At 71.5% G+C, this 25051-nt stretch carries 21 protein-coding genes and 3 pseudogenes; 13 read left to right on the top strand and 11 right to left on the bottom strand.

Features of this window, described 5'->3' with window-relative positions:
* Window positions 1–6 precede the first annotated feature (6 nt).
* The 4 genes from ACFYXB_RS22615 to ACFYXB_RS22600 all read right to left on the bottom strand — a co-directional run bounded on the left by ACFYXB_RS22615 (window position 7) and on the right by ACFYXB_RS22600 (window position 5029).
* A complete protein-coding gene (locus ACFYXB_RS22615; RefSeq protein WP_351349624.1) occupies window positions 7–1113 on the bottom strand; it encodes an extracellular solute-binding protein in 1107 nt (368 codons plus the stop codon).
* Window positions 1114–1338: 225 nt separating this feature from the next.
* A complete protein-coding gene (locus tag ACFYXB_RS22610; RefSeq protein ID WP_389585126.1) occupies window positions 1339–2970 on the bottom strand; it encodes an ethanolamine ammonia-lyase reactivating factor EutA in 1632 nt (543 codons plus the stop codon).
* A gap of 29 nt (window positions 2971–2999) precedes the next feature.
* Window positions 3000–4133: an ethanolamine ammonia lyase-activating protein gene (locus ACFYXB_RS22605; protein WP_389585124.1), complete on the bottom strand. Its 1134-nt coding sequence runs from the start codon at window positions 4131–4133 to the stop codon at window positions 3000–3002.
* A 98-nt stretch (window positions 4134–4231) separates the two neighbouring features.
* On the bottom strand, window positions 4232–5029 hold the full coding sequence (locus tag ACFYXB_RS22600; protein ID WP_389585121.1) for a 2,3-diphosphoglycerate-dependent phosphoglycerate mutase: 798 nt from the start codon (window positions 5027–5029) through the stop codon (window positions 4232–4234).
* Between the two features lie 141 nt (window positions 5030–5170).
* Here ACFYXB_RS22600 and ACFYXB_RS22595 point away from each other — a divergent pair, with 141 nt between their 5' ends.
* The 5 genes from ACFYXB_RS22595 (at window position 5171) to ACFYXB_RS22575 (ending at window position 9493) form a co-directional block, all read left to right on the top strand.
* Window positions 5171–5494, top strand: a complete 324-nt coding sequence (locus ACFYXB_RS22595) for a 2Fe-2S iron-sulfur cluster-binding protein (protein WP_388497404.1) — start codon at window positions 5171–5173, stop codon at window positions 5492–5494.
* 87 nt (window positions 5495–5581) lie between these two features.
* A complete protein-coding gene (locus ACFYXB_RS22590; RefSeq protein ID WP_389585119.1) occupies window positions 5582–6868 on the top strand; it encodes a Rieske 2Fe-2S domain-containing protein in 1287 nt (428 codons plus the stop codon).
* Window positions 6869–6878: 10 nt separating this feature from the next.
* Window positions 6879–7505 (top strand): 3-methyl-2-oxobutanoate hydroxymethyltransferase, encoded by a 627-nt coding sequence (locus ACFYXB_RS22585; RefSeq protein WP_389585117.1) that lies wholly within the window; start codon window positions 6879–6881, stop codon window positions 7503–7505.
* A 33-nt stretch (window positions 7506–7538) separates the two neighbouring features.
* The gene (locus ACFYXB_RS22580) at window positions 7539–8372 is read left to right on the top strand and encodes a 3-methyl-2-oxobutanoate hydroxymethyltransferase (RefSeq protein WP_389585115.1); all 834 of its coding nucleotides are present in this window, start codon (window positions 7539–7541) and stop codon (window positions 8370–8372) included.
* Window positions 8373–8641: 269 nt separating this feature from the next.
* The gene (locus tag ACFYXB_RS22575) at window positions 8642–9493 is read left to right on the top strand and encodes an alpha/beta hydrolase (RefSeq protein ID WP_351349638.1); all 852 of its coding nucleotides are present in this window, start codon (window positions 8642–8644) and stop codon (window positions 9491–9493) included.
* Between the two features lie 72 nt (window positions 9494–9565).
* Here ACFYXB_RS22575 and ACFYXB_RS22570 read toward each other — a convergent pair whose 3' ends face one another.
* Window positions 9566–10018, bottom strand: a complete 453-nt coding sequence (locus ACFYXB_RS22570; protein WP_389585112.1) for an RpiB/LacA/LacB family sugar-phosphate isomerase — start codon at window positions 10016–10018, stop codon at window positions 9566–9568.
* A 36-nt stretch (window positions 10019–10054) separates the two neighbouring features.
* Entirely contained in the window at window positions 10055–11002 is a 948-nt protein-coding gene (locus ACFYXB_RS22565) for an ABC transporter substrate-binding protein (protein ID WP_389585110.1), read from the bottom strand.
* Between the two features lie 80 nt (window positions 11003–11082).
* On the opposite strand from ACFYXB_RS22565, the gene ACFYXB_RS22560 reads away from it, so the two are divergent.
* From ACFYXB_RS22560 to ACFYXB_RS22545, 4 genes are read left to right on the top strand one after another with little or no spacing between them, the layout of a single operon-like run.
* Window positions 11083–12198 carry a zinc-binding dehydrogenase gene (locus ACFYXB_RS22560; protein ID WP_351349644.1) on the top strand — a complete coding sequence of 372 codons (1116 nt, stop codon included), beginning with the start codon at window positions 11083–11085 and terminating at the stop codon, window positions 12196–12198.
* Window positions 12195–12890 (top strand): 4-carboxy-4-hydroxy-2-oxoadipate aldolase/oxaloacetate decarboxylase, encoded by a 696-nt coding sequence (locus ACFYXB_RS22555; protein ID WP_389585107.1) that lies wholly within the window; start codon window positions 12195–12197, stop codon window positions 12888–12890. The genes ACFYXB_RS22560 and ACFYXB_RS22555 overlap by 4 nt, the downstream gene beginning before the upstream one ends.
* Window positions 12880–13902, top strand: a complete 1023-nt coding sequence (locus ACFYXB_RS22550; RefSeq protein ID WP_389585105.1) for an amidohydrolase family protein — start codon at window positions 12880–12882, stop codon at window positions 13900–13902. Before ACFYXB_RS22555 ends, ACFYXB_RS22550 begins: the two co-directional genes overlap by 11 nt.
* A 6-nt stretch (window positions 13903–13908) precedes the next feature.
* Window positions 13909–14901 (top strand): ABC transporter substrate-binding protein, encoded by a 993-nt coding sequence (locus tag ACFYXB_RS22545; protein WP_389585102.1) that lies wholly within the window; start codon window positions 13909–13911, stop codon window positions 14899–14901.
* Window positions 14902–15078: 177 nt separating this feature from the next.
* On the opposite strand, the gene ACFYXB_RS22540 is transcribed toward ACFYXB_RS22545, so the two are convergent.
* Entirely contained in the window at window positions 15079–16347 is a 1269-nt protein-coding gene (locus ACFYXB_RS22540; protein ID WP_389585099.1) for an NAD(P)/FAD-dependent oxidoreductase, read from the bottom strand.
* A 98-nt stretch (window positions 16348–16445) separates the two neighbouring features.
* Between ACFYXB_RS22540 and ACFYXB_RS22535 the strand changes: the two are divergent.
* Both ACFYXB_RS22535 and ACFYXB_RS22530 read left to right on the top strand, forming a co-directional pair.
* Window positions 16446–16880: pseudogene (locus ACFYXB_RS22535) on the top strand (UbiX family flavin prenyltransferase); the annotation flags it as partial.
* Window positions 16873–17982 (top strand): annotated as a pseudogene (locus tag ACFYXB_RS22530) (XdhC family protein). The pseudogenes ACFYXB_RS22535 and ACFYXB_RS22530, both read left to right, overlap by 8 nt.
* A 27-nt stretch (window positions 17983–18009) precedes the next feature.
* Here the strand turns inward: ACFYXB_RS22530 and ACFYXB_RS22525 are convergent.
* Window positions 18010–18915: an aminoglycoside phosphotransferase family protein gene (locus tag ACFYXB_RS22525; protein ID WP_389585096.1), complete on the bottom strand. Its 906-nt coding sequence runs from the start codon at window positions 18913–18915 to the stop codon at window positions 18010–18012.
* Window positions 18916–19158: 243 nt separating this feature from the next.
* Between ACFYXB_RS22525 and ACFYXB_RS22520 the strand changes: the two are divergent.
* A pseudogene (locus ACFYXB_RS22520) lies at window positions 19159–19716 on the top strand (serine/threonine-protein kinase); the annotation flags it as partial.
* 64 nt (window positions 19717–19780) lie between these two features.
* On the opposite strand, the gene ACFYXB_RS22515 reads toward ACFYXB_RS22520, so the two are convergent.
* Complete coding sequence (locus ACFYXB_RS22515; RefSeq protein ID WP_389585094.1) at window positions 19781–22222, bottom strand: SpoIIE family protein phosphatase; 2442 nt, start codon at window positions 22220–22222, stop codon at window positions 19781–19783.
* Between the two features lie 274 nt (window positions 22223–22496).
* On the opposite strand from ACFYXB_RS22515, the gene ACFYXB_RS22510 reads away from it, so the two are divergent.
* On the top strand, window positions 22497–22727 hold the full coding sequence (locus tag ACFYXB_RS22510) for a helix-turn-helix transcriptional regulator (protein WP_351351733.1): 231 nt from the start codon (window positions 22497–22499) through the stop codon (window positions 22725–22727).
* 5 nt (window positions 22728–22732) lie between these two features.
* On the opposite strand, the gene ACFYXB_RS22505 is transcribed toward ACFYXB_RS22510, so the two are convergent.
* Together ACFYXB_RS22505 and ACFYXB_RS22500 are read right to left on the bottom strand one after the other, a co-directional pair.
* Window positions 22733–24331: a glycerol-3-phosphate dehydrogenase/oxidase gene (locus ACFYXB_RS22505; protein ID WP_389585091.1), complete on the bottom strand. Its 1599-nt coding sequence runs from the start codon at window positions 24329–24331 to the stop codon at window positions 22733–22735.
* Complete coding sequence (locus ACFYXB_RS22500) at window positions 24328–24969, bottom strand: TetR/AcrR family transcriptional regulator (RefSeq protein ID WP_389585089.1); 642 nt, start codon at window positions 24967–24969, stop codon at window positions 24328–24330. The genes ACFYXB_RS22505 and ACFYXB_RS22500 overlap by 4 nt, the downstream gene beginning before the upstream one ends.
* Window positions 24970–25051: the final 82 nt, after the last annotated feature.

Below are 25051 nucleotides of genomic sequence, written 5' to 3'. Positions count from 1 at the left end.
TGGGGCTCAGCCGGCTGCCGGGACGCCGCGCAGCAGGGCGTCGTAGGCGGTGTTCCACTTCTTGGTGTCGGTCTCGGCCGACTTGGAGAGGGCGTAGGTGGTGGTGCCGGGCGGGATCGGGTCCTTGAAGCCGGGCACGTTCTTGGCCGCCGGGATGCGCAGTGACTCGGCGATGACCTTTTGGCCCGCAGTGAGGACCCAGTCGGTCCACAGCAGTGCCGCCGCGGGATGCCGCGGGCGGGCCATCAGCGCGATGCCGTTGGGGCGCAGGATCACTGGCTCGACGGCGGGCCGCCAGGCCACGGGCGCGCCCTTCTTCGCCGCCTTGTCGACGGTGTGGCTGTAGACGGACAGGGCCACGGCGAACTGCCCGGCGCTGAGCAGTTCACCCTGCACGGTGTGGCCCTTGGTGACCTTGACGTTGCGGGCGATCTTCGCGAAGAGGGCGTCCACGTCCGCCGTGCTCATGCCCTTCTCGTCGGTGAGGTACGTGTGCATGGACGCGTACCAGTCCCAGTCGCCGACCTCGACGGAGAGCTTGCCCTTCCACTTCGGGTCGGCGAAGTCGGCGAAGTCCTTGGGCTCCTGGCCCTTCTTGACCTGGTTGGTGTTCCAGCCGACGACGAAGGCGTTGAACCGTTCCGCCGTCCAGCCGCCGAGGCCCTTGGCCGCGTCCTTCAGGTCCGCGAGGGCGGGTCCCTGATAGGCGTGCAGCAGGTGCTGGGAGTCGAGGGCCCGCAGTTCGAGGTCGTTGGTGTCCATGACGTCGTTCTGCGGCTTGTTCGCCTGGTTCTCCTGGAGCGCCCGCTGCAGGACGGTCTCCGAATTGGCCCGGAAGGCCTGGACCTTGATGTCCGGATAGGCCTTCTCGAAGCCGTCGACGAGGTCCTGGATGTCGGTGTTCGAGGTGTAGAGGTCGAGCGTGCCGCCCTCCTTCTTGGCGTCCGCGACCAGCTTGTCGGTGCGGGCCTGGCCGGAGAGGGACTCGTAGGCGGCGTAGGGGTTCTTGTCGGGAGCGGAACCGGCCGTGCCCGCCGTGGTCGGCGAGCCGCCGCAGGCGGTGAGGAGGAGACCGGCGGCCAGCAGGCCGGCGGGAAGAGCACCTTGACGCATCGCACACTCCTTGGACGAGGCGGTTGGCTCGTGGGGCGGACGGAAGGGCACGGAGCGTGGGGGAGGGTGCGATCGCGCCGACGAGGGGGGAAGAGGAGCCGTCGGCGGCTGCGGTTCGCGTCCGTCCGTGTGCCGGGTTCCTGCATGAAACAGCAGGATCGGTCTTATGGTCTAACCATCGGGCAGGAGATTTACCCTATCGTTACCCGGTGCGGCCGCAGGGGTTTACACCCGTGACGCGGGTGCCGTGTATAAGGCCGGCGCGTCGTGTCCGGCGTCGAGTGCGAAGACCAGCGACTTGATCGTCACCGGCACCGTGTTCGACGGGAAGCGCACCCGGCCGATGTCGACGTAGTCGAAGTCGTGCAGCGCGATCCCGTCGATGACGAGCAGGTCCGCGGTGACGTCCAGTTCCTCGCGCAGCAGCCGGCCGAGCGTGAGCGCCACGTCGCCGTCGAGCACGACGTACAACGGCCGTCCGAGCGCGGTCCGTTCGGCGAGCGCGTCCCGCACGCCCCGCGCGAAGGGCAGCAGCCGGGCATGGCTCGGCGGGCCGCCGAACGACAGGGCGAGCACGGCGTCCGCGTCCGGCGCCACGTCCAGCGCGCCGAGCCGCTGCCGGACCGCCTCCTCGACCGTGTGCGCGTCGACCGTGTCACCCAGCTCGTACACGGGCCGTACGACCTGGAGGCTGCGGCGCGGCAGCAGGGCGCCCGGATCGGAGACGAAGCCCGTGTTCCCGCTGAGCTGGACGCTGTACTCCGAGGCGCCCAGCGCGGTCGCACGGATGCACTCGCCCGCCGGCAGCAGCCGGAAGGGCAGCGCACCGCGGTCCACCCGCCGGCGCACCGCCCGGCCGAGCCGGCGGCCCAGATCGCCGAAGTCCGCCTCCTCCCGCCCGTACACGTACTCCGCGACCCCGCCGGAGAACATCACCCCGTCGATCCCGGTGAGGTCCGGCAGCGGATCGGTGAGATACAGGGCGCGCACGTGCGCGGGGAGCGGATCGGCGGTGAGGGCGTCCACGAGCACGTCGGCCATCGACTCCGCCACCCGGTCCAGCTCCGCCCCGAGCGCGGTGTCGCCCACCTTCCAGGCGAACCCGGCGCGGGCCGCGTGCGCGCTTCCCGCCGGATCGAGCCGTACGATCCGACCCGCGTCGTCGACCACCTGCAACCGGCCCCCGACGTGCACCGCGGCCGTCGCCGTGACCCGGCCCCCGTCCACGACGGCGAGCTTGGTCGTCCCGCCGCCGATGTCGACGGTGAGGATGCGCCGCCCGGTGTCGTACGAGGCCTTCGCCGCGCCCGATCCACAGGCCGCGAGCATCGCCTCCATGTGGTGTCCGGCGGTCGCGGTCACCAACTCGCCGCCGCGCTCGGCCAGGACACCCGCGATCGCCTCCGCGTTGCGCCGGCGCAACGCCTCGCCGGTGAGGATGACGACACCGGTGTCCACGTCGGCCGGGTCCACGGCCGCCTCCCGGTACGCGCTGTCGATGATCGTGCCGAGTGCGGCCGCGTCGATGTACTCGGCGGCCTTGTCGGACGGGTCGCTCGTGTACGGCGTGAGCTCGACCGGTGAGCGGTGCAGCGTCTCCCTGCGCACCACCAGATAACGGCTCGTCAGATCCTCGCCCATGCGACGCAGATGCAGGCGTGAGAAGACGACCTGGGTGCCGGAGGAGCCGATGTCCATCCCGACGCTGTGCAGCGTGACGTTGTCCTGCCGCCAGATCGGGTTGTCCTCCAGCGCCCCGGGCGCCTCGTCGTCGTGTACGTGGTCGTGGTCCGGGGTGTACGCCGAGTACACCGTGCGCACCCCGTGGTCATGGCTGTCTGTGTCGGCGTGCTGCACGGTCCCGCTCCTTACGGACGTCGACTCGGTCAGGCGGTGACGGACTGGTCCGGCTCCGGCGGAAGCGTGGCGAGCTCCGCCTCGTACACCGCGTCCATCTCCGGCTGCATCCCGTGTTTGGCCAAGGCCTCGCGGAAGGTCTCGCGCACGTACGGCGACTCGTCGGCGTAGTCGATCTGGTCGCCGCCGATGCGTCGGCTGATCCAGGCCTTCGGCACGCCCTGGGCGTTGCGCACCGACACCACCTCGTGCTTGAAGGCGAGGTAACGGCCCGGCTCCGTACCGGTGTTGAAATGCTGGTGGAACCACATGTTCGGCGGCACGATCAGCGTGCCCGGACCCCACTCGTAGCGGCGCGGCTCCTCGCCCTCCGGCCACATCAGGCTGTAGCCCTCGCCGGACAGGATGATGACGTGGGCGCCGGGGCCGTGCCGGTGCCCCTTCTTGTAGGTGGCCGTCGGGAACTGCGAGATGTGGCTGTTCATCGACCCCTTGGCCATCGCGAAGCGGATGTGCCCGCCGCCCGCGCCGCGCTCCTTCGCCTCGATCAGCGGCAGATTGACCGCGTCCGCCACGAAGTTGGTGTCCAGCAGCAGGCCCTTCTGCTCGCCCTGGGGGGAGAAGTAGTCGGGCTCGCCGTTGAAACGGTCCGGGAAGTCGTGCGGGGTGTTGAACACGAACTCCGGATCGTCGTAGAGGTTGATGACCGGTGGCATGTTCGTCGAGGAGACGAAGCGCGCCGTCTTCCGGCCGGAGCCGTTGAAGTGCTGGTGGTGGGCGTTGAGCGGGATCGCGAACATGGAACCGGCCTGCCACTCGAAGGTGACCGAGGCGCCGGCGTCGTTCCAGACCCGCGTCGACCCCTGGCCGTCGAGGATCAGCACCATCTCCTCGAACAGCTGCCGCTGCGGGGCGAGCGTGCCGCCCGCCGGAATCTCGCAGACATAGCAGTCGTTGGAGGTGCGCGTGGCCTCGTGGTTGATGAACACCCCCCGTCCGCCGCGCCGTGCCCACGGCTTCAGCTCCACGGTGCGCAGGTCGGGCACATAGTGGGCGGCGATGATGTCGAGTCCTTCGGCCGCGACCCAGCGGGTGTAGGGGGAGTCCTTCTCCGTGGCGAACTTCGCCGCCAGGGAGTCGTTGACGATCGCATCCTTGGCCATATGACGGCCCTTCCTGGTCGGCTCTGGCGACACGACCTGCGCTGATGAGCGTAGGGGATGGTGGATTGGTAGAACCATAAGTCCACTACTTGAAGGCGTCAACGAGTCGAGCGCGATGATCGGTGACCCTCGTCCGCCACCTCGGCCGCGGCCGCCGCGGCGGCCCTCGGATCCAGGTACCGGCCGCCGCGGACGACGGGTGCCAGGCGCTCGTCGAGGTCGTAGCGCAGCGGCATGGCCGTGGGGATGTTCAGGCCGAGCAGCTCCTCGCGGCCGAGCCGGTCCAGGTGCGCGACCAGCGCCCGCAGCGAGTTGCTGTGCGCCACGACCAGGGTCGTGCGGCCCGCGCGCAGGTCGGGGGCGATGTGGTTGTGCCAGTACGGCAACAGGCGGGTGGTGACGTCGGCGAGCGACTCGGTGCGGGGGAGTGCGGGGTCGTGCGGGGTGCCGGTGGCCGGTGGCGGTGCGGGGTCGTGCGGGGTGCCGGTGGCCGGCGGCGGTGCGGGGTCGTGCGGGGTGCCGGTGGCCGGTGGCGGTGCCACGTCGTACGAGCGCCGCCACAGCCGGAAGCGCTCCTCGCCGTACTCCCGCAGGACATCGCTCTTGTCCCGGCCCTGAAGGGCGCCGTAGTGCCGCTCGTTGAGCCGCCAGTCCCGGGCGACGGGGACCTGGGAGAGGCCGGCTGCCTCCAGGACGAGGGCGGCGCTGCGCACCGCCCGGGTGAGGACCGAGGTGTGCGCGGCGGCAGGCAGCAGCCCGGCCGCGCACAGCAGTTCGCCGCTGCGGCGGGCCTGTTGCTCGCCCCAGGGGGTCAGGTCCACATCGGCCCAGCCGGTGAACAGGTTCCGGGCGTTCCACGCGCTCTCGCCGTGACGCAGCAGGATCAGCGTTCGCATGAGGCCGATTGTGCCCCCACGTCTCGTCTCTTGTTCGAAGTTCCAGAGTTCTGGTCTAATGGACAGACCACCGGATGGACGGAGCCCGACGGCCTACCCATTCGCAGTGGATTCCGTCGATCGCGAGAGGAAACAGGGACCTTGCCCAAGGTGATCTTCGTCGGCAGTGACGGTCCCGCGTACACCGTCGATGCGACGGTCGGGGACTCGGTCATGGCGGCCGCGGTCAGGAACGGCGTACCCGGGATCGTCGCGGAGTGCGGCGGCAACCAGTCCTGCGCCACCTGCCACGTCTGGGTGCGCGAGGAGTTCGCGCCGCTCGTCGGCCCGCCCGGCGACATGGAGGACGACCTGCTCGACCTTGCCGTGGCCGAGCGGCGCGACACCAGCCGCCTCTCCTGCCAGATCCGCATCACGCAGGAACTCGGCGGGCTCACCGTCGACATCCCCCCGGACCAGCCCTGACCGACCCGCTCCGCACCCACCGCACGCACCACTCAGCACCGAAGCCCACGGCCCGCCGGCGGGTCAGTACCTGAAAGGGAAACGGCTGTGCTCAGAAAAGACATCAACGAGCTGCTCACCCAGACCGGTCCGGGAACGCCGATGGGTGAAATGTTCCGGCAGTACTGGATCCCCGCGCTGCTCGCCGAGGAACTCCCCGAGAACGACTGCCCGCCCGTCCGCGTCAAACTGCTCTCCGAGCGCATGGTCGCCTTCCGCGACAGCGAGGGACGCTACGGCCTGATCGACGAGTTCTGCGCCCACCGCGGCGCCTCCCTGTGGTTCGGCCGCAACGAGGGCTCCGGCCTGCGCTGCCCCTACCACGGCTGGAAGTACGACGTCAGCGGCCAGTGCCTCGAGGTCCCCTCGGAGGCGGACAACAGCAGCTTCTGCCAGAACGTGCAGCTCACGTCGTACCCGCTGGTCAAGATAGGCGACGTGCTGTGGACCTACATGGGGGACCGGGCCACCCAGCCCCCGCTGCCCGAGTTCGAGTGGATCCACGTCCCGGCAGAGCAGACCTACACCTCCAAACGCTGGCAGCAGTGCAACTGGCTGCAGGCCTTCGAGGGCGGCATCGACTCCAGCCACGTCACCTTCCTGCACTCGGGCGGCCTCAAGACCGACCCGCTGTTCAAGGGCGCCAAGGGCAACGAGTACAACATGAACGACACCAAGCCCTTCTTCGAGGTCGCCGACAGCGACGGCGGACTCTTCGTCGGCGCCCGGCGCAATGCCGAGGAGGGCACCTACTACTGGCGGATCACGCCGTGGGTGATGCCCGCGTTCACCATGGTCCCGCCGCGCGGCGACCACCCGGTGCACGGCCACTTCTGGGTGCCGATCGACGACGAGAACTGCTGGACCTACTCTTTCGACTACCACCCCGTGCGCGCCCTCACCGAGACCGAACGGCAGGCCATGATCGACGGCCACGGCGTGCACAGCAAGAACATCCCGGGCACCTACCGGCCCATGGCCAACATGGACAACGACTATCTGATCGACCGTGCGGCGCAGAAGCGCGGCGAGACCTACTCCGGCGTGGCCGGCATCGCCATGCAGGATGCCTCGCTGCAGGAGAGCATGGGGCCGATCGTCGACCGCAGCAAGGAACGGCTCGTGCCTGCCGACAGCGGCATCATCAAGGCCCGGCAGAAGCTCCGTAAGGCGGCGATCGCCCTGCGGGACGAGGGTGTCACACCGCCCGGCGTCGACCCCGTGCACCACCAGGTGCGGTCGGCGGCGGTGGTGCTGCCGCAGGCCGAGTCGTTCCTGGACTCCTGCCGCGACGCGGTCAAGGTGACGCCCGGCGTGCCACAGGCGTCGGTGTGACATGCCGACGGTGACGAGGCAACTGAGCGAGAGCGCCCGTGCGGCCTCGGCGGGCGAGTCCCGGTACCGCATCGACGTACCGATCGCGCCGGCCCGCGCGGCGCGCGTGATCGCCCTGGACGAGCGGGCGGCCACGGTCGCCCGCCATCTGGCGGAACGGCCCTGGGCCCACGCCCGGTTCTTCACCGCGGACCGCCCTTCCGGCCCCGAGGGCCGGCTGCGTCGACTCGCCGGCGGGGGAGCGGTCCGGGGTGAGGCGGGGCCGGGCCACCCGAGAGGGAACGGGCACGAGCCGACGCCCGAGAGCCGACCCGCGCCCCCCGGCGAGATGCCGGGAGCGCCCCCGGGCTGGGTGGCGGCTCTGCCGCCGGACACGGTGTCGGACGTGTCGCTCGACGACGCGTTGTCCGGCAGTGACGTGGTCGTGGTCCTCGCCACCGAGGACGGCGGCCGGGACGCGGCGGCCGCCATCGGACGGTTCTGCGGCCACCGGGGCATCACGACCGCCGGTGTGGTCCTCGGCGACGGCTTCGAGGCCGACGACGCGGTGGCGGCCCTACGGCCCTACGCCCGCGTCCTGTTGCTCTCGGCCGACGAGAGCGACGCCTTCGAACTGCTCACCGCGCTCCGGGTTTAGCTCGTGATTCAGCTCAGGGTTCAGGAGGACCTCATGTCCGAGAAGGTCACGCTGCGAGGGCTGCGGCGGATGAAGGGCGAGGGACGCAAGATCGTCGGTGTCGTGGCCTGGGACTACCAGATCGCCCGCATCGCGGACCGCGCCGGCGTCGACCTCGTCTCCGTCGGAGACACGGTGGGCGTCAACCTCTGGGGCCAGGCCAACCCCTTCGAGGTGACGATGGACCAGATGCTCGTCGTCGCCCAGGCGGTACGGCGCGGAGTCCGGCGCGCACTGGTCAGCGTCGACTTTCCTTTCGGTCCACTCCAGGAGGGCACCGACAGCGCCGTCCGCGCCGCGATCCGGTTCGTCAAGGAGGCCGGCGCAGACCTGGTCAAGCTGGACGCGGCCGCCGACTTCCCCGAGGCCGTCGAGGCCATCACCCGCGCGGGCATCCCGGTCTTCGCACAGTTCGGCATCACCCCGCAGACCGCGCTGCGCTACGGCGTGGAGTACAGCGCGGTGCCCACCGCCGCCGACCAGGTGCCGGTGGAGATGCGGGACGCCATGGTGTCCGAGGCCAAGCGCCTCGAGGAGGCCGGGGCCGCCCTGCTGAACTTCACCAACTCCGGCCCGGTGGTGGGCGCCGCGGTGGCCGAGGCCGTCTCCGTGCCCGTGGTCGGCGGCTTCGGCGGCGGTCCCTGGCTCGACGGACGGATGCGCATGGCTCACGCGGCCATCGGCTACGCGGCCTCCGCCATCGACGACCCGCCGGACGCCTATGCCAACGTAGCCCGGATCACGCTCGACGCCCTCACGGCCTACGCCGATGACGTACGAGCGGCTCGCCAGGTCGCCGGCGGTGTCCCGGTCCCGCCGGCGACCTGACACCCCCGGCGCGCCGGGCACCCGCCCTGCCCGACCGCAAGGGGGAACCCGACCGTTGCCAGGCCCGCAGGACATCCGGCGCCGCCTGCCGCGTCGTGTACGCGCGCCCGGGCGTCTCCACGGCCGCCGACCCAGCCCGGCGCTCGGCACCGAAAGAAAGGCGACTTCGGCCGCCCCCGAAGGGGAACGGGCCCCGACACGGCCTCCGACCCCGCCGCCCGCGGAATCACGCTCACCCCGAGCCGCCCCCGAAGAAAGGGGTACGCACCGTGCCCACTGCCGTCATCGACGGAATCCCGACCCGCTACGAGGTCGCCGGCGCGGGTCCGCCGCTGCTGATGTTCTCGCCCGGCGGATTCGACTCCAGCCTGGAGGGCTGGCGGACCGTAGGCGTCTACCGGCGCCTGCGCCTGCTCGACCACCTGACGTCTCAGTTCACCTGCGTCACCTTCGACCGGCGTGAGTCCGGCCGGTCCGGGGGCCGGCTGGAGCGGATCTCCTGGGACGCCTACGTCCGCCAGGGCGTCGGCCTCCTCGACCACCTCGGCATCGACCGCGCCCACCTCATGGGCGGCTGTGTCGGCTGCTCCACCGTGGCCGCGCTCGCCGTCGCCCACCCCGAACGCGTGCTGAGCATGGTGCTGTACTCGCCCGCGGGCGGCGTGAAGTACCGGATGAAACAGCACGACCGCTTCCGGCAGCACCTCGTGTACGCCGACGAGCACGGCCTGAAGCAGGTCGTCGCCCTCGTCCGCAGCACCGACGCCGGCTTCACCAAGGACCCCCGTGTCGGACCCTGGGCCCAAGCCGTCCGCACGGACGCCGAGTTCGCCGACGCCTACGCGCGCACCGACCCCGACCGCTACCGGGCCATGGTCACCGGCACGGCACGACTGCTGTTCGACCGGGACACCGTGCCGGGCCCCGAACCGGAGGACCTGCTGCTGCTCGACGTACCGGCACTCATCGTCCCCGGGCAGGACACCTCGCACGCACCGTCGGCCGCGAGGTATCTCCAGGAGTGCCTGCCTCGCACCGAGTACTGGGACGTCCCGGTGGCCGAGCAGACGGAGGAGACCGCACCGGCAAGGGTGCTGGAGTTCCTCACCTCGGCGGCGTAAGAGCGGGGCGTGGCCGTGAGGGGAGCACGGCCACGCCCCTGGCTCATACACGTACGCGGGGCCCCGAAGGGATCACGCCCGCGCCGCCTTCCGTTCCAACTCGGCGATCTGCTGCAGCCGTCGGGCGTGCACCCCGCCCTTGAACGGGGTCGTCAGCCACGCCGCCACGATCTCCTCGGCACGCTCGGGCGCGAGCACCTTCGCCGCGAGGACGAGGACGTTGGAGTCGTTGTTGCCGCGCGAGATCTCGGTGCTCCACAGGTCGTGGCAGAGCCCGGCGCGGATCCCGTGGACCTTGTTGCAGGCGATGGTCTCACCGAGGCCGCTTCCGCCGAGCACGATCCCGCGGTCAGCGACATCCTCGACCACCTGCCGGCACACGTCCGCGCACAACGGCGGATAGTCGACCGTCTTCTCATCGTGGCTGCCCCGGTCGTCGACGGTGTGCCCGTGCTCCGAAAGCCAGCCGATGAGCCGGGACTTGAGGGCGAAGCCGTTGTGGTCGGCGGCGATGGCGATGCGCATACGGGTTCCTTCGGTTCCTTCGGGCGGAGGGGCACGTCAGGCGGTGAGCGTGTGCGTGCTCTCGGCGAACAACTCGTCCACGGACGGGGGCCGTTCGATGATCCGCTGGTCCACCGCGTGTCGCAGCAGCCGCTCCAGCACGGCACGGTTCGGCTCGATCCCGTACGGCAGCGGATCGGCGCCCGTGATCTCCATGACCCGCCGGTACAGGGTGTCCGTGGCGGTGGGGGAGGCGATGTTCCCGGCACGCAACCGGTCCACGTACGACTGCTTGGCGCGAGCGAAGGCGTCGAAGACATCGACCGCCAACTCCGGCCTCTCCGCAAGCAGTTCGTCACGGACGACAACCAGGTGATTGATCGGATACAGCCCGCGCTCGCGCAGGGCGCCGAAGCCCGCCTCGGCCGCGTCCGGGATCAGCGGGACCAGGGCCGGCGACTTGGGCGGGGGACCGATCACCGCGGCCAGTTCACCGGCGGCGACCATGTCCTCCAGCGAGCTGCCGGGCGGCGCGGACTCGACGTTCGAGGGCGGCCGGAACTCCGCCACGTGCTCGTCGCCCGACAGTACCCAGGTCACCTTGCCCAGATCGACGCCGTACTCCTCCTGGAGCACGGCCCGCGCCCAGACGCCCGTGGTCACCGTGTAGCCGCGGCTCACACCCACCCGACGCCCTTCGAGGTCCTTGGGCTCGCGCACCTCGGACGCCGGGTCGTGGAAGACCGCGCCGTGGTGGAAGCCGCGCACCAGGAAGACCGGTACGGCGGTGAACCGTACGCCGTGCGCCCTGGCGACCACGTACGTGGTGAGCGCCATCTCGCTGACGTCGAACTCCAGCCCGCGCACCATGCGCCGGAACGCCTGGACGAGGACGGGCACTTCCTCGAACTCGAAGCGGAAGCCATGGGGAGTCACCTCCCCGGTCTTCAGCGCCTCGTTGTCGCCCTGGGTGCGGGTCACGGTCCGGAGTCGTGGTATGACCATGCTAGAAAGGTAGCATGGTTAGTCCATAAGTCCATACACTGCGTTCGGCGGGACAGCCCCCAACGTGAGGAGACGACGTCATGGCGGAGCACGTGCTGGCGGCGGTGAGAACGGCACCGGGCCGGACCGAGCTGCGGGAGTTCCCGATGCCGGACATACCCGACGACGGAGCCCTGCTGAAGGTCGAGGTCGCCGGGATCTGCGGCACCGACGTGAAGATGTACGGCAAGCCGCCCTTCACCGATCCGGTGATCATGGGGCACGAGAACGTCGGCGTCATCGCCCGCGCCGGACGCACCTTCACCGAGCGGAAGGGCCTCGCCGAGGGCGACCGGGTCTTCGTCGAGCACTACGTCGGCTGCTACCGCTGCGAGTGGTGCCACCAGGGCGAGTACCGCCACTGCGAGGCCACCGACTGGCGCACCAACCCCGACGCCCGGCGCTACGGCTACACCTCCGCGAACAATCCGTACCACCTGTGGGGCGGCTTCGCGCAGTACCTCTACCTCCCCTGGAACTCGGTGACCCACCGGGTGCCCGACGGCGTCTCGGCCGAACTTGCGGGCCTGGTCACGCCGTTGTCGAACGGCATCGAGTGGGCGCTGGTCACGGCCGGCGTCGGCTATGCCTCCACGGTCCTGATCCAGGGCCCGGGGCAGCAGGGCCTCTCCCAGGTGGTCGCGTGCAAGCAGGCCGGCGCCTCCCTGATCATCGTCACCGGTACGACCCGGGACACCGCGCGTCTGTCCCTGGCACGGGAGTTGGGCGCCGACCACGTGATCGACGTGACCCAACAGGACGCTCTCAGCACCGTCCTTGACCTCACCGGCGGACGCGGTGTCGACGTCGTTCTCGACTGCACGGCCGGTGCCGGCACCGCACCCGTCCTGCTCGGCATCGACGCCCTCAAGCGACGCGAGGGCACCATGGTGGTCCAGGGCGAACTCGCCGCGTTCCCCGACTTCCCGCTGAAGAAGCTCACCGAGAAGTCCATCGCCCTCAAGAGCGCCCGCGGCCACAGCTACCGCTCCTGCGAACTCGCCCTTGAGCAGCTGGCGTCGGGCCGCTTCCCGCTGGAGAAGCTCAGCACCCACAGCTTCCCGCTCGCCGAGGCCGACCGCGCCATCCGCACCGTCGGCGGCGAGAGCGGCGAGGACGCCGTGCACGTCTCCCTCCTGCCCTGGGCGGCGGCATGAGCATCGTCGTCCGCAACCCGCGCCGCACCGACCGCGCGACCGTCGACGCCCTCGCCGGATTCGGCGTCGCCACCGTCCACGAGGCCCAGGGCCGCACCGGCCTCATCGACCCCGCGCTGCGCCCGGTCTGGGCCGGAGCGCACATCGCGGGAACGGCCGTCACGGTCAGCGTGCCGCCCGGCGACAACTGGATGCTGCACGTCGCCGTGGAGCAGTGCCGGGAGGGAGACGTCCTCGTCGTCACCCCCACCTCCCCGTCCGAGGCCGGGTACTTCGGCGACCTGCTCGCGACCGCCGTCGCCGCGCGGGGCGTGCGCGGCCTGGTCATCGACGCCGGGTGCCGCGACGTCGCCGAACTTCAGCGGATGGGCTTTCCCGTCTGGGCGCGGCACATCAGCGCGTTCGGCACGGTCAAGGAGACCCTCGGCGACGTCAACACCCCGATCGTGTGCGGCGGTCAGCGGATCGAGGCGGGCGATGTGATCGTCGCCGACGACGACGGCGCGGTGGTCGTGCCCCGCGCCGCCGCGGCCACCGTGCTCGCCGCGGCCCGAGCCCGCGAGGAGAAGGAAGCCGCGAGCCGCAAGCGCTACGCGAGCGGCGAACTGAGCCTCGACGTCAACGCGATGCGCGAGCGGCTCGCCCGCAAGGGCCTGACCTACGTCGACCAGGAGCCGACCGGTGATCATTGACATCCATGGCCACTACACGACCACCCCACCCGCCCACCAGGTCTACCGCGACGCCCAGTTGGCGCGCCTCGGCAACCCGTCCCTGCCCGCGCCGCAGCCCGCCGTCATCAGCGACGACGCGATCCGCGAGAGCGTCGAGAACAACCAGCTCAAGCTGCTGCGCGAGCGCGGCGGCGATCTCATGCTCTTCTCGCCGAAGGCCTCCGGCATGGAGCACCATGTGCCGGACGCCGCCACGGCGCGCGACTGGGCCCGCGCGAGCAACGATCTCGTCCACCGCGTCGTCGGCCTGTTCCCGCGGCACTTCGCCGCCGTCTGCCAGTTGCCGCAGACCCCGGGCGGTGGGCTGGACGACGCCGTCGCCGAGCTGCGCCGCTGCGTCGAGACCCTCGGCTTCGTCGGCTGCAACCTCAACCCTGACCCGTCCGGCGGCCACTGGACCTCACCGCCGCTGACCCACCCGTACTGGTTCCCGATGTACGAGGCGATGACCGAGCTCGACGTCCCCGCCATGATCCATGTGTCCACGTCCCGCAACCCCGCCTTCCACACCCTGGGCGCCCACTACCTCAACGCGGACACCTCGGCGTACATGCAGTTCGTCGAGGGCGACCTGTTCGACCGCTTCCCGACTCTGCGCTTCGTGATCCCGCACGGCGGCGGCGCGGTGCCGTACCACTGGGGCCGCTACCGGGGCCTTGCCATGCGGATGGGCCGGCCCGACCCGGCCGAACACCTCGCGGACAACGTCTTCTTCGACACGTGCGTGTACCACCAGCCCGGCATCGACCTCCTCCACCGGGTCGTCGGCGCCGACAACATCCTCTTCGCCTCGGAGATGCTGGGCGCCGTACGCGGAGTCGACCCGGACACCGGCATCGCGTGGGACGACACCAAGCAGTACCTCGACCGGGCCGGGCTGACCGACGCGGAGCGGCACAAGGTCTTCGAGGCCAATGCCCGCCGCGTCTACCCGCGCCTGAACGCCCGGCTGACCGCGGAAGGCAGGTAGACGCCCATGGCCCGACTGCACCTCACCTTCGCCTGCGGCGACTACGACCGCACCCGCGCCCTGGCGGAGGACACCGTCCGTCCCGACGGCATCGACCTCACCTATCTGCGGCTGCCGGTCGAGGAGACGTTCTTCCGGATGATGCGCCACCAGGAGTTCGAGGTGGCGGAGCTGTCGCTGTCCTCCTACGTCCTGTCTCTGCGCGCCGACCCCGCGCCCTTCGTGGCGCTGCCCGTCTTCACCTCGCGGATGTTCCGCCACGGCTCGCTCTACTGCCACACCGGCGCCGGGATCACCGAGCCGGAGGACCTGCGGGGCAAACGGATCGGCACCCCCGAGTTCCAGCTGACCGCCTGTGTGTGGATGCGCGGCATCCTGGCCGACCGGCACGGCGTTCCCGTCGACTCCGTCAGCTACTTGACGGGCGGCCAGGAGACCCCGGGGCGCGTCGAGAAGGCCGGCGTCGACCTGCCGGACTCGCTGCGCGTCAGCCGCATCCCCGAGGACCGTACCCTCGCCGCGATGCTCGCCGACGGCGAGATCGACGCCCTGTGCACACCCCGGGTGCCGAGCCCGTTCGCCGCCGGGGACCCGCGTGTGCGCCGCGTGTTCCCGGACGTGGTCGCCGCCGAGAAGGAGTACTACGCGGCGACCGGCATCTTCCCGATCATGCACATCGTGGTGATCCGGCGGGACGTGTACGACCGCCACCCCTGGGTCGCGCAGTCCCTCTACAAGGCCCTGCTGACGGCCAGGGACCTGGCGTACGAGAACCTCTACGACACCTCGGCCCTGCGTTTCATGCTGCCCTGGCTGACTCCCCAACTCGAGGAGGCCAGAGCTCTGTTGGGCCGCGACTACTGGTCGTACGGCGTCGAAGGCAATCGCGACGCGCTCACGACGTTCCTGCGCTACCACCACGAACAGGGGCTGTCCGAGCGCCTGTGGCAGCCGGAGGAGCTGTTCGCGCCCGAGTCCCTGGAGGCGGCGGTCATCTGACGGACACGCCCGGCGTCAACCATGCCCGGCCGGCGGGACGAGGCTGAGCGGCTCCGGGTACAGCGGGAGCACGTCATCGCCGTCGAGGAGCGACTGCATGCGGTTCCACGAGAGGATACGGACGCCGACGTCGCCTTTCGGCCCCGTGGACGAGCGGTCCGCGGGGCCGTTGTGCCGTCAGTTCGAGGACACCGCGTCCGGGCGGGCGGTCAGCAGGGTCTTGAGGGGCACGGACGGGTCGCCGGCCGCGGTAGCCGGCACCGTCGCGCCGTCGGTGAGGGCCTTGCGCACCGCCATGTAGTCGGCGGGGCTGTTGACGGCGTCGATCGCCAGTAGTCGGCCCTGCCGGTAGTACAGGACGGAGAACCGCTCGCTGTCCGGCTCACCGCGCAGCACGTACTCGTCGTAGTCGGTGGACAGTCCCGCGATCTGCAGTTTGAGATCACCCTGGAAGGACCAGAACCAGGGCACCGCCGCCGCCCGCGCGGGTCTGCCGAGCAGGGCCGCGGCAGCGGCCGAGGCCTGGGCGACGGCGTTCTGCACGGACTCCAGCCGCACCCGGCCGACGCCCGTGAGCGGATGCGGCTGCACGGTGCAGTCTCCGGCGGCGGTCACGTGCGGGTTGCTGGTGCGGGCCTGTGCGTCGACGACGATGCCGTGGTCGCAGACGAGCCCGAGCCGTTCGGCGAGTTCGGTACGCGGGACCACACCGACCCCGACCAGGACCAGGTCGGCCGGCAGCGCCCTGCCGTCGGCGAGCCGGACCGCGGTGACCCTGCCGGCGGCGCCGTCGAACCCTGCAACACCGGCCGACAGCAGTACCGTCGTGCCCCGGCGCCGATGGGCCTGCCGGTAGAACTCGGAGACGACCGGCGCCACCGCGCGGGCGATGAGCCGCTCGGCCGCCTCGACGACGGTGACGTCCTTGCCGAGCGAACGGGCCACCGCGGCCGCCTCGAGGCCGATGAAACCGCCGCCCACCACCACGACCCGCGACGCGGCGGCCAGCCGTACTCGCAGGTCCAACGCGTCCTCGCGGTCGCGGAGATAGCAGACCCCGTCGAGGTCGGCGCCCGGGACGGACAGCCGCCGGGGGCCGGCGCCGACGGTCAGCGCCAGCTGGTCGAAGGCGAGGGCGCGCTCGCCGGCGGTCGTCGCGACCCCGGCACCGGGACGGCCGCCGGGGGAGAGGACGACGTCGGTGACGCGCTCACCGCTGACGAGGTCGATCCCGGCGTCGGCGTAGTAGGAGGGGGCGCGGAAGGCCAGCGAGTCCAGGTCCGCCTTCCCGGCGAGGAACTCCTTGGACAAGGGGGGCCGCTGGTACGGCGGGTGGCTCTCCTCGCCCACCAGCGTGATCGGTTCGGTGTCCCCCAACTGTCGCAGGGATACGGCCAGTTGGAGTCCGGCCTGGCTGGCGCCGACGATGAGCGTTCCGCCCGTCATTGCGTGGCCCCTCTCGACCATCCATTAATGTCATACCATTATACCAACGACGGACGACGTTGATCGGTCACCTCGCGCATTCGATCTCCTTCGGCCGCGACGTCGGCGACATGCGGGTCTGGAAGGAGAACGACTTCACCGCCGGACCGGCCAGCGGCAGCTATCCGACCCGGGGCATGATCGTGGTGCCCGCGACCACGGCGGCAGTCGCGGGCATCGCCACCGGCATGAGCAAGGACCTGATCCAGCGCGCCGCCGACGTCACCCTGAAGGAACGCCGGACGCTGGTCCTGGTCGTACGGGAGACACCGCTGCGGCGCGTCACCCTCCAGCAGATGGCCGACCTGTCCGGCGAGGGAGCGGTCGTGCTGCCCGCCTCACCCGGCTTCTACGCGGGCTCCCACGACGTCCGGCAGATGGTCGACTTCGTGGCGGGCAAGGTCCTCGACGTCGTCGGCGTGCCCCACACCCTCTACACCCGCTGGCGGGGACAGCTCGGCGCGGCCCGCGCCGAGGAGGCGGCCGATGCGTGAGGTCCTGCCGCAACTGCGCGAACTGGCCGCCGCGGGAACACCGTTCGCCCTCGCCACCGTCGTCACTGTCCGCGGTAGCGCGCCCAGGCAGCCCGGCGCGGTCATGGCGGTGGCCCCGGACGGGCGCGTGATCGGCAGCGTTTCCGGAGGCTGTGTGGAGGGCGCCGTGTACGAGGCCGCCACCGAGGCTCGGCGACCGGTCAGGCCCGACTGCACACCTACGGCATCGCCGACGAGGACGCATTCGCGGTCGGCCTGACCTGCGGCGGCACCCTGGAGGTTCTGGTCCGGGCCCAGGGCCCGCACGACGCGGGTCTGAACCGCCTGCTGGACTGCCTCGACCGGGACGAGCCCGTCGCCGTCGCCACGGTGATCGGCGGCGCCGCGCCGCTGGGCAGCCGGCTCACCGTTACGGAGGACGGGACGTACGGCTCGCTCGGCCACCCGGAGCTGGACCGGGCCGCCGTCGACGAGGCACGGGGGCTGCTCGCCCGGGGCGCCACGGCCGTACGGCACGTCGGCGCCGAGGGGCAGCGACGCATGGACCAGCTCGCCCTGTTCGTCGAGTCGTTCCGCCCGCGCGCATGCTCGTCTTCGGCGCCCTCGACCACGCGGCCGCCACCGCCAGGATGGGCCCCTTCCTCGGCTACCGGGTGACGGTCTGCGACGCCAGGCCGGTCTTCGCCACGCCCGAGCGTTTCCCGGGCGCCGACGAGGTGGTGTGCGCCTGGCCCCACGAATACCTCGCCCGGACGGACGTGGACGAACGGACCGCGGTGTGCGTCCTCACCCACGACCCGAAGTTCGACATCCCGCTACTGCTCGCGGTGATGCGCACCCGCGCCGGGTACATCGGCGTGATGGGCAGCCGCCGCACGCACGACGACCGGACACGCCAGCTGCGCGAGGGGGCGCCACCGACGCCGACCTGTCCCGCCTGAGGTCCCCGATCGGCCTGGACCTCGGCGCCCGCACCCCGGAGGAGACGGCGGTCTCGATCGCGGCGGAGATCATCGCGACGCGGTGGGACGGCACGGGGCGACCGCTGACGTACTCGACGGGCGACATCCACCGCGGGACGCGTGAACCGGCGACCCCCTGACGCGTAAGTTGCCGCGCGCCGGACCCGTCACTCCTCGCCCAGCACCTCCCGGATCACATGCCGGGCGTTGTCCGCCATGGTCGTGTTCGTGGTCCGGTAGTACGGCAGCGCGATGAGCGCCTGCGAGAGTGTGCGGGCCCGGCCGCGCGTCCAGGTCGCGTCGTCCACGCCGAGCGCCTCGCGGAAGACCTCCCGCGCACCGGCCGGCAGCAGATTCCACGCCGGGAACAGATCGCAGGCGGGGTCGCCCGCCCCCATGCACCCGAAGTCGATGACCGAGGCCAGCCTGCCGCCGTCGTCCACCAGCAGATTGCCCGGCATCAGATCGGCGTGCAGCCACACCGGCGGCCCGTCCCAGCCGGGTGCCCGCAGTGCCTCCTCCCACACCGCGGTCACCGCGTCGCAGTCGACACCCTCCTCCGGGATCCCGCGCAACTCCTCGATCGCCGCCCGCGTCGACGCGTCGAGCGAGGCGAGCGGCCCGCCGCGGTAGGCCTTGGGAGCCCGCGGCAGCGTGACGCTCCGCATCGCGGCCACGAAGTCGGCCAAGTCCTCGGCGAGCAGTGCCGGTTCGCTCAGCGCCCCCGCCTCGGGGTTGGCCCCGGCCAGCCACCGGTACACCGACCAGCGCCACGGATACCCCTCGGCGGGCTCCCCGGCGCCGAGCACCTCCGGTACTGCTGTGGGCAGCAGGGGTGCGAGCCGGGGCAGCCACTCCCGCTCCAGGGACACGTCCTCGGCACCGCCCGCCCCTAGCGGCAGCCGTACGACCATGTCGTCGCCGAGCCGGTACATGGCGTTGACCGTGCCGCCGGACGGAAACCGCTCCACCGTCAGCCCGGCCCACCCTGGGAACCGCCCGGCGACCAGCCGCCGTACAAGATCGTCGTGGACGTCGTACACCCCGGGATGCGTCTGCTGACCTGTGCCCATGGGGCGTCATCCGACCGCCCGGCGACGAAGGGCGTCAACCGCTTTTCCCGCGTGGGAAGCGCGCGGGCGTCAAGGGCGGGCGCGCAGCCCCTGGAACAGCAGGTCGATCATCCGCGCCGCCTGCTCACGCTGCTGCCCGGGGCGTCCGGCGGAGTGGACGGGTAGTGGTGGTGCCCGGTGAACGCGGCGCCGGACGGGCTCGGTCGTCACTCGGCCGAGCCCTCCGCCCGGACCGGGGCGGAGATCGCGGGATGCCGGATCGAGAGCGAGATCGGCCGCGGCGGCATGGCCGTCGTCTACCGGGCCCACGACCTGCGCCTCGACCGCACGGTCGCCCTCAAACTCCTCAGCCCCGACCGCGCCCGCAACGACACCTTCCGCCGCCGCTTCGCCCATGAGTCCCGGGTCGCCGCGGCCATTGAGCACCCTCACATCGTGCCCGTCTTCGAGGCGGGCGAGACCGAGGGCGTGCTGTACATCGCCATGCGCTACGTCGTCGGCCTCGACCTGCGCGCCCTGCTGGACCGGGACGGCCCGCTCCCCGTGGCCGCAGCCCTGGGCATCGCCGCCCAGCTGGCGTCCGCGCTCGACGCGGCGCACGAGCGCGATCTGGTGCACCGGGACGTCAAGCCTGGCAACGTCCTCGTCGCCAAGGGCGTGGACAGCGAGCATCCCGATCACGTCTACCTCACCGACTTCGGCCTGACGAAGAAGTTGCTGCCGCTCACCGGGTTCACGACGCCCGGCGAGTTCGTCGGCACGCTCGACACGCCTTCCGAGCCCCAGCCGCAGCCTGCTCCGGACACCCCCTCGGTGCCCGACGCCCCCGCCCCGCAGGACGACGGCGGAATCGTCGTCAAGTGAGTCAGGTGAGGGACTGCTCGGCCCACACGCACTTGCCGATGCGGTCGTGCCGCGTCCCCCAGCGCTGGGCGAGCTGCGCGACCAGCAGCAGACCCCGGCCTCCCTCGTCGAAGGTCCGCGCGCGCCGCATGTGCGGAGTGGTTCCGCCGGAGTCGAAGACCTCGGAGATCAGGGTGTTGTCCTGGTGGATCAGCCGCAGCTGGATGGGCGGCCGCCCGTAGCGGATGGCGTTGGTGACCAGTTCGCTGACCACCAGTTCCGTGAAGAAGGCGGCGTCGTCCAGCTCCCATGCCGACAGCTGTTCGTCGACGTACTTCCGGGCCTGTGCGACGACCTGGGGATCGCTGGCCAGGTCCCAGGACGCGACGCGGTCGGCGTGCAGGGCCCGGGTACGGGCCACGAGCAGGGCGATGTCGTCGTCGGGGCGGTGGGTCAGCAGCGCCGAGAGCACCCGGTCGCACACGGTGTCCAACGATGCGGCGGGACGGGCCAGTTCCGCGAACATCTTGTCCAGCGCCTCGTCGATGTCGTGGTCACGGGCTTCGAGCAGACCGTCCGTGTAGAGGGCGAGGATGCTGCCCTCGGGCAATTCGGTCTCCATGGTCTCGAAGGGCAGACCGCCCAGGCCCAGCGGTGGACCGGCCGGGACGTCGAGGAACCGGACGTCGCCGTCCGGGGTCACCACGGCGGGCGGTGGATGGCCGGCCCGGGCGAGGATGCACCGGCGAGAGACCGGGTCGTAGACCGCGTACAGACACGTGGTGCCGATGCCTCCGGCGGTCTCGGCGTCCGGGTCGTCATCGGCGCCCTCCTCCGCGGACAGGTGGAGGACCAGGTCGTCGAGGTGGGTGAGCAGCTCGTCGGTCGGCAGGTCGACGTCGGCCAGTGTGCGCACCGCCGTCCGCAGCCGGCCCATCGTGGCGGAGGCGCGCATGCCGTGGCCCACGACGTCGCCCACGACCAGCGCCACCCGGGCACCGGACAACGGGATCACGTCGAACCAGTCGCCACCCACGCCGGCCTTGGTCGTGGCGGGCAGATATCGGGAAGCGATCTCGAGGGCCGCCTGTTCGGGGAGCGTCTGAGGCAGCAGGCTGCGCTGCAGCGCCATGGTGGTGGTGCGGGCCCGGGTGTACTTGCGGGCGTTGTGGATGCCGGCGGCCGTCTGCGCCGTGAGTTCCTCGGCGAGGTGCAGATCCTCGGCGCCGAAGGGTTCCCGGGGCCGGTTCCGGCCGAAGAGCGCCACCCCGAGCGTGCAGCCGTCGGCCACGAGAGGCACCACCATCAGCGAGTTCGTGCCGTACGCGCGCAGCCAAGCGGCCCGGGGGTCCCGGTCGGCCCACCGGGCGACCGTGGAGTCGGCCGACAGCAGGTAGAGAGCTGAGCGGCCGGAGACCAGGCATTCCGCCGGGGGCGAGGGCGCCGGGTAGGTGGTCGTCCGACCGACCTCGGCCATGGACTCGGGGGCGTCCTCGGGCACGGACCGCAGGGCGGCGCGGCGCAGCACGACCGATCCCGACGGGGGAGCGGTGGACGCGTCCGTGTGCCTGGGGGAGTCGAGCAGGTCCACGGCAGTGAAGTCGGCGAACCGCGGCACGCTGACGTCGCCGAGCTCCTGCGCGGTGCGCCCCAGGTCCAGGGTGGTGCCGATCTGTGTGCGGGCCTCGTCGAGCAGCCGCACGCGCAGGCCGGCGGGAGTGCCCGCGGGATGGCGGTGCGCCGTGAGGCATACGGCGCGCACCTGACCGTCGGCGTTCTTCAGCGGCGTGATGGAGACGGACCAGTCGTGCTCGGTGTCATGGACACGCGCCTGCGCGTGCTGCGGCTCACCGGTCCGCAGTGCCAGACGCAGCTTCTCGTCGGTCTCGGCGGTGTCCGGACCCGGCGCGAGGTCGGTGAGGCGCAGCCCGCGCATCTCGGCCTCGGTGCGCGAAAGCGCCTGTTCCATACCGGAGTTGGCCCGCACCAGGCGCAGGTCCGTGTCGAAGATCGCCAGGGCGCAGGGGGACTGGCCGAACGTCCACTCCGCCAGCTGTCCGCTCCCCGTCGAGGGCGTTTCGGGTACGGCGGCCACGGCGAGCCATTCGGTGCTTCCGTCGTCCGTCGTCCGGCACTGCAGGTGGACCACCACCTCCACGCTGTGTCCGTCCCGGTGCCGCAGCGCGACGGTGTCGCCTTCCCGTCCGGCCGACGCGTCGAGGGCCGTTTCGTCGGCGCCGGGGCCCGTGCCGGCGTTCGCGAGCAGTGTGGTCGCGGGCTGTCCAAGGATCTCGGAAGGTGCGTGGCCGAGCAGTCGCCGGGCGCCTTCGCTCCACCCCGTCACGATGCCCTGTGGGCCGATGGTGGCCGTGGCCGTGGAGGCGGCCATGGTGGTGTCGGTCGGTTCGAAGGAGGCGTCCGGCCGGTCCGGGCGCTCACCGGGAGGGGTGGGAAGTCGCTCCATCGCCGTTCATCTCGCCCTTGCTACGTCGTCGTTCCGTGCTGCCGACGGGGATCCGCACGGGCAGGGCTTCACTGACAAGCATGATCCTGGCGGCGACGGAGCACCAATCCGGCGCCGTCACCAGGACACTCCTCGGCGGGCGTGCCCTGTGACGCGCCTGTGACAGTCGGCGGACACCGTCATGAAGTCGGGCGCCCAGGATTTTGAAAACGGACAAAACGCAGTTTTCGGTCATCTGGCCCTGCTTCCGCCGAGCCATCAGAGGAAGGCCCCCATGAGCCTCACACTCACCACGCCGGCCGCCGCAGCCCCCGCCCCCGCGCTGGCGCCCCGTGAGCGGGAGACCCTGCGGCACATCGCCGCCGGCTGCACCTATCTGCAGGCGGCCCGCCATATGGGACTGTCCAAGCACACCGTCGACGCCTACCTCCGCCGGATCCGGGCCAAGCTCAACATCAACAGCACCGCCGAACTCACCCGGCTGGCCATCTCTCTCGGCCTGTGACTCGCTCAGCCCACCGTGGTCGCGGTCTCGGCGAGCACCTCGCGGGCGACCTCCAGTGCGGCGGCACGGTCGTCCGGCACGAGTCCGATGCGGGTGCGCCGGTCGAGGAGGTCGGCCTCATCCAGCGCTCCCTCGTGCAGCGCGGCCCACACCAGTTCGGCCCGGGTGACGGGCTGGCCGGGCAGGACCGGCTCGGCGAGCCGGGGGTCGTGGGCGGCGAGCGCGTGGACGGCGGGTGCCTCGGTGCCGTAGCGCCGGCCCAGACGGGCCGGTGCGGGCAGCCGGCCGAGCCGGTCCGGTGATGCCGCGCCGACGAGCGGCAGGGACGCGGTGGTGGACGGGCCGGCGATCAGGCCGCGTGCGGCGACGGCCTTGTCGACGGCGTCCTGGGCCATGCGCCGATAGGTGGTGAGCTTGCCGCCGACCACGGTGATCACACCGTCGGGCGAGGTCAGTACGGCGTGCCTGCGTGAGATGTCGGAGGTCCGGGCGGGGGCGCCGGAGTCCGCGCCGGTCGTGTCGAGCAGCGGACGCAGTCCCGCGAAGGCGCCCACGACGTCCTCGCGCCCGACGCGTACGGCCAGGGCGGATCCGAGCACGTCGAGCAGGAAGCCGATGTCCGTCTCGGGAACCTCCGGCACATCGGGGATCTCGCCGTCCACGGGTTCGTCCGTGAGCCCGACGTACACACGTCCGTCCCCCTGGGGGAGGACCAGCACGAAGCGGTTGTTCTCCCCGGGGATCGGGATGTGCAGGCCCGCGGGCAGAGGGCCGAGCAGGTCCCCGCGCAGCACCAGATGCGTCCCGCGTGAGGGCCGTATCCGGATGCCGTCGACCAGGTCGCCCGCCCACACCCCGGAGGCGTTGATCACCGCGCGGGCCTTGATCTCGCCCTCCTCGCCGGTGAGTTCGTCGCGGACGCGGGCCCCCGTCCCGGTGAGCTCCAGCACCCTGACCCGGGTCAGGATCCGCGCGCCGCGGGCGGCGGCGGTACGGGCGAGGGCGGTGACCAGTCGGGCGTCGTCGCTGACCCGGCCGTCCCAGGACAGCAGACCCCCGCGCAGACCGTCGGCACGCACGGACGGCGCCAGGTGGGCGGTCTCCACGGCGGAGAGCCGGCGCGGCGCGGGCAGAGTGGCCCGGGACGTACGGGCCGCCAGCCGCAGGGCGTCCCCGGCGCGCAGACCGGCCCAGGCCAGCGACGCCTGCCCCCGGGTCACCATGGGGGTCAGCGCCAGCACGAACGGCTGGGCGCGTACGAGGTGAGGGGCGGTGCGCTCCATCAGCACCCCGCGCTCGACCGCGCTCTCGTGGGCGACGTCGAACTGCCCGGACGCCAGATAGCGCAGCCCGCCGTGGATGAGCTTGGAGCTCCAGCGGGACGTACCGAAGGCGAGGTCGTGGGCGTCGACGGCGACGACGCTCAGGCCGCGGGCCGCCGCGTCCAGCGCGGCACCGGCGCCGGTCGCGCCGAGTCCGACCACCAGGACGTCGGTCGTCAACCCCCCGACCGCTTCGGTGAGTTCACGTCGGCGGCGGGCCGCGGAGAGGGACGATCCGGGGGCGGGCGCGGTCGCGCCGGCCGGGCTGCTGGTGCCGCTCATGGCGTCAGGGTCCTCTCCAGAAGGGTGCGCAGTTCGCCGAGGAAGGCCTCGGACGTCAGATCGGGGTCGTCCTCGTCGATCATGGTCCGCAGTGACAACGTGAAGGACTGGACGACCAACAGCAGGGAACGCGCCTGCAGTTCGACGGGGGCACGGCGTACGGAACCGTCGGCGTGCCCCTCGCGCAGGCTGCCGGCCAGGAGCCCCAGGAGCGCCTGCTGGCTCGCCCCGCGCCGGTCGAGCACATAGGGGAGCAGCAGTTCGGGATCGACATCCAGGATCTTGTTGAAGAGCGGATGGGCCCGGAACGCGGCTACCCCCGCCACCAGTCCGTCGACGATCGCACCGCGCGCCGCCTGCCCCGGTCTGCGCTGGGGTATGGCCTCGGTGGCCACGCCGATCCACTCCCGGGTCATCAAGTCGCCCACCAGGGAGCGCACATCGGGCCAGCGCCGGTACAGCGTCATTCGTGAGACACCGGCGCGGCGGGCCACGTCGGTCAGGGTGGTGCGCCGGACTCCGACGGCCAGCACACAGTCGCGCACCGCGTCGAGCACGGTGTCGCTGACGGTGTCCTTGCCCGCGTCCTTGTCCGAGCCCATACCCGCGTCCGAGTCCTTGTGACGAATAGGCGTCATGTGTCACAGTGTAACGCCCCGTGGAGCCGCGGGGGAGACGCCGCATCGCACTGCGGCGGACGACCGGATGATGGGGACAACC

Source organism: Streptomyces sp. NPDC002619 (genome assembly GCF_042889305.1).
In the GTDB taxonomy this organism is placed as follows: Bacteria; Actinomycetota; Actinomycetes; order Streptomycetales; family Streptomycetaceae; genus Streptomyces.
This window is presented reverse-complemented; position numbering and strand designations above follow the sequence as displayed.

Coding starts and splice junctions, on each gene's coding strand:
- ACFYXB_RS22555 (WP_389585107.1), top strand. CDS start 12,195: ATGAGCATCGTCGTCCGCAACCCGCGCCGCACCGACCGCGCGACCGTC.
- ACFYXB_RS22540 (WP_389585099.1), bottom strand. CDS start 16,347: ATGACGGGCGGAACGCTCATCGTCGGCGCCAGCCAGGCCGGACTCCAA.
- ACFYXB_RS22560 (WP_351349644.1), top strand. CDS start 11,083: ATGGCGGAGCACGTGCTGGCGGCGGTGAGAACGGCACCGGGCCGGACC.
- ACFYXB_RS22605 (WP_389585124.1), bottom strand. CDS start 4,133: ATGGCCAAGGATGCGATCGTCAACGACTCCCTGGCGGCGAAGTTCGCC.
- ACFYXB_RS22545 (WP_389585102.1), top strand. CDS start 13,909: ATGGCCCGACTGCACCTCACCTTCGCCTGCGGCGACTACGACCGCACC.
- ACFYXB_RS22580 (WP_389585115.1), top strand. CDS start 7,539: ATGTCCGAGAAGGTCACGCTGCGAGGGCTGCGGCGGATGAAGGGCGAG.
- ACFYXB_RS22525 (WP_389585096.1), bottom strand. CDS start 18,915: ATGGGCACAGGTCAGCAGACGCATCCCGGGGTGTACGACGTCCACGAC.
- ACFYXB_RS22505 (WP_389585091.1), bottom strand. CDS start 24,331: ATGAGCGGCACCAGCAGCCCGGCCGGCGCGACCGCGCCCGCCCCCGGA.
- ACFYXB_RS22510 (WP_351351733.1), top strand. CDS start 22,497: ATGAGCCTCACACTCACCACGCCGGCCGCCGCAGCCCCCGCCCCCGCG.
- ACFYXB_RS22515 (WP_389585094.1), bottom strand. CDS start 22,222: ATGGAGCGACTTCCCACCCCTCCCGGTGAGCGCCCGGACCGGCCGGAC.
- ACFYXB_RS22600 (WP_389585121.1), bottom strand. CDS start 5,029: ATGCGAACGCTGATCCTGCTGCGTCACGGCGAGAGCGCGTGGAACGCC.
- ACFYXB_RS22570 (WP_389585112.1), bottom strand. CDS start 10,018: ATGCGCATCGCCATCGCCGCCGACCACAACGGCTTCGCCCTCAAGTCC.
- ACFYXB_RS22500 (WP_389585089.1), bottom strand. CDS start 24,969: ATGACGCCTATTCGTCACAAGGACTCGGACGCGGGTATGGGCTCGGAC.
- ACFYXB_RS22615 (WP_351349624.1), bottom strand. CDS start 1,113: ATGCGTCAAGGTGCTCTTCCCGCCGGCCTGCTGGCCGCCGGTCTCCTC.
- ACFYXB_RS22565 (WP_389585110.1), bottom strand. CDS start 11,002: ATGGTCATACCACGACTCCGGACCGTGACCCGCACCCAGGGCGACAAC.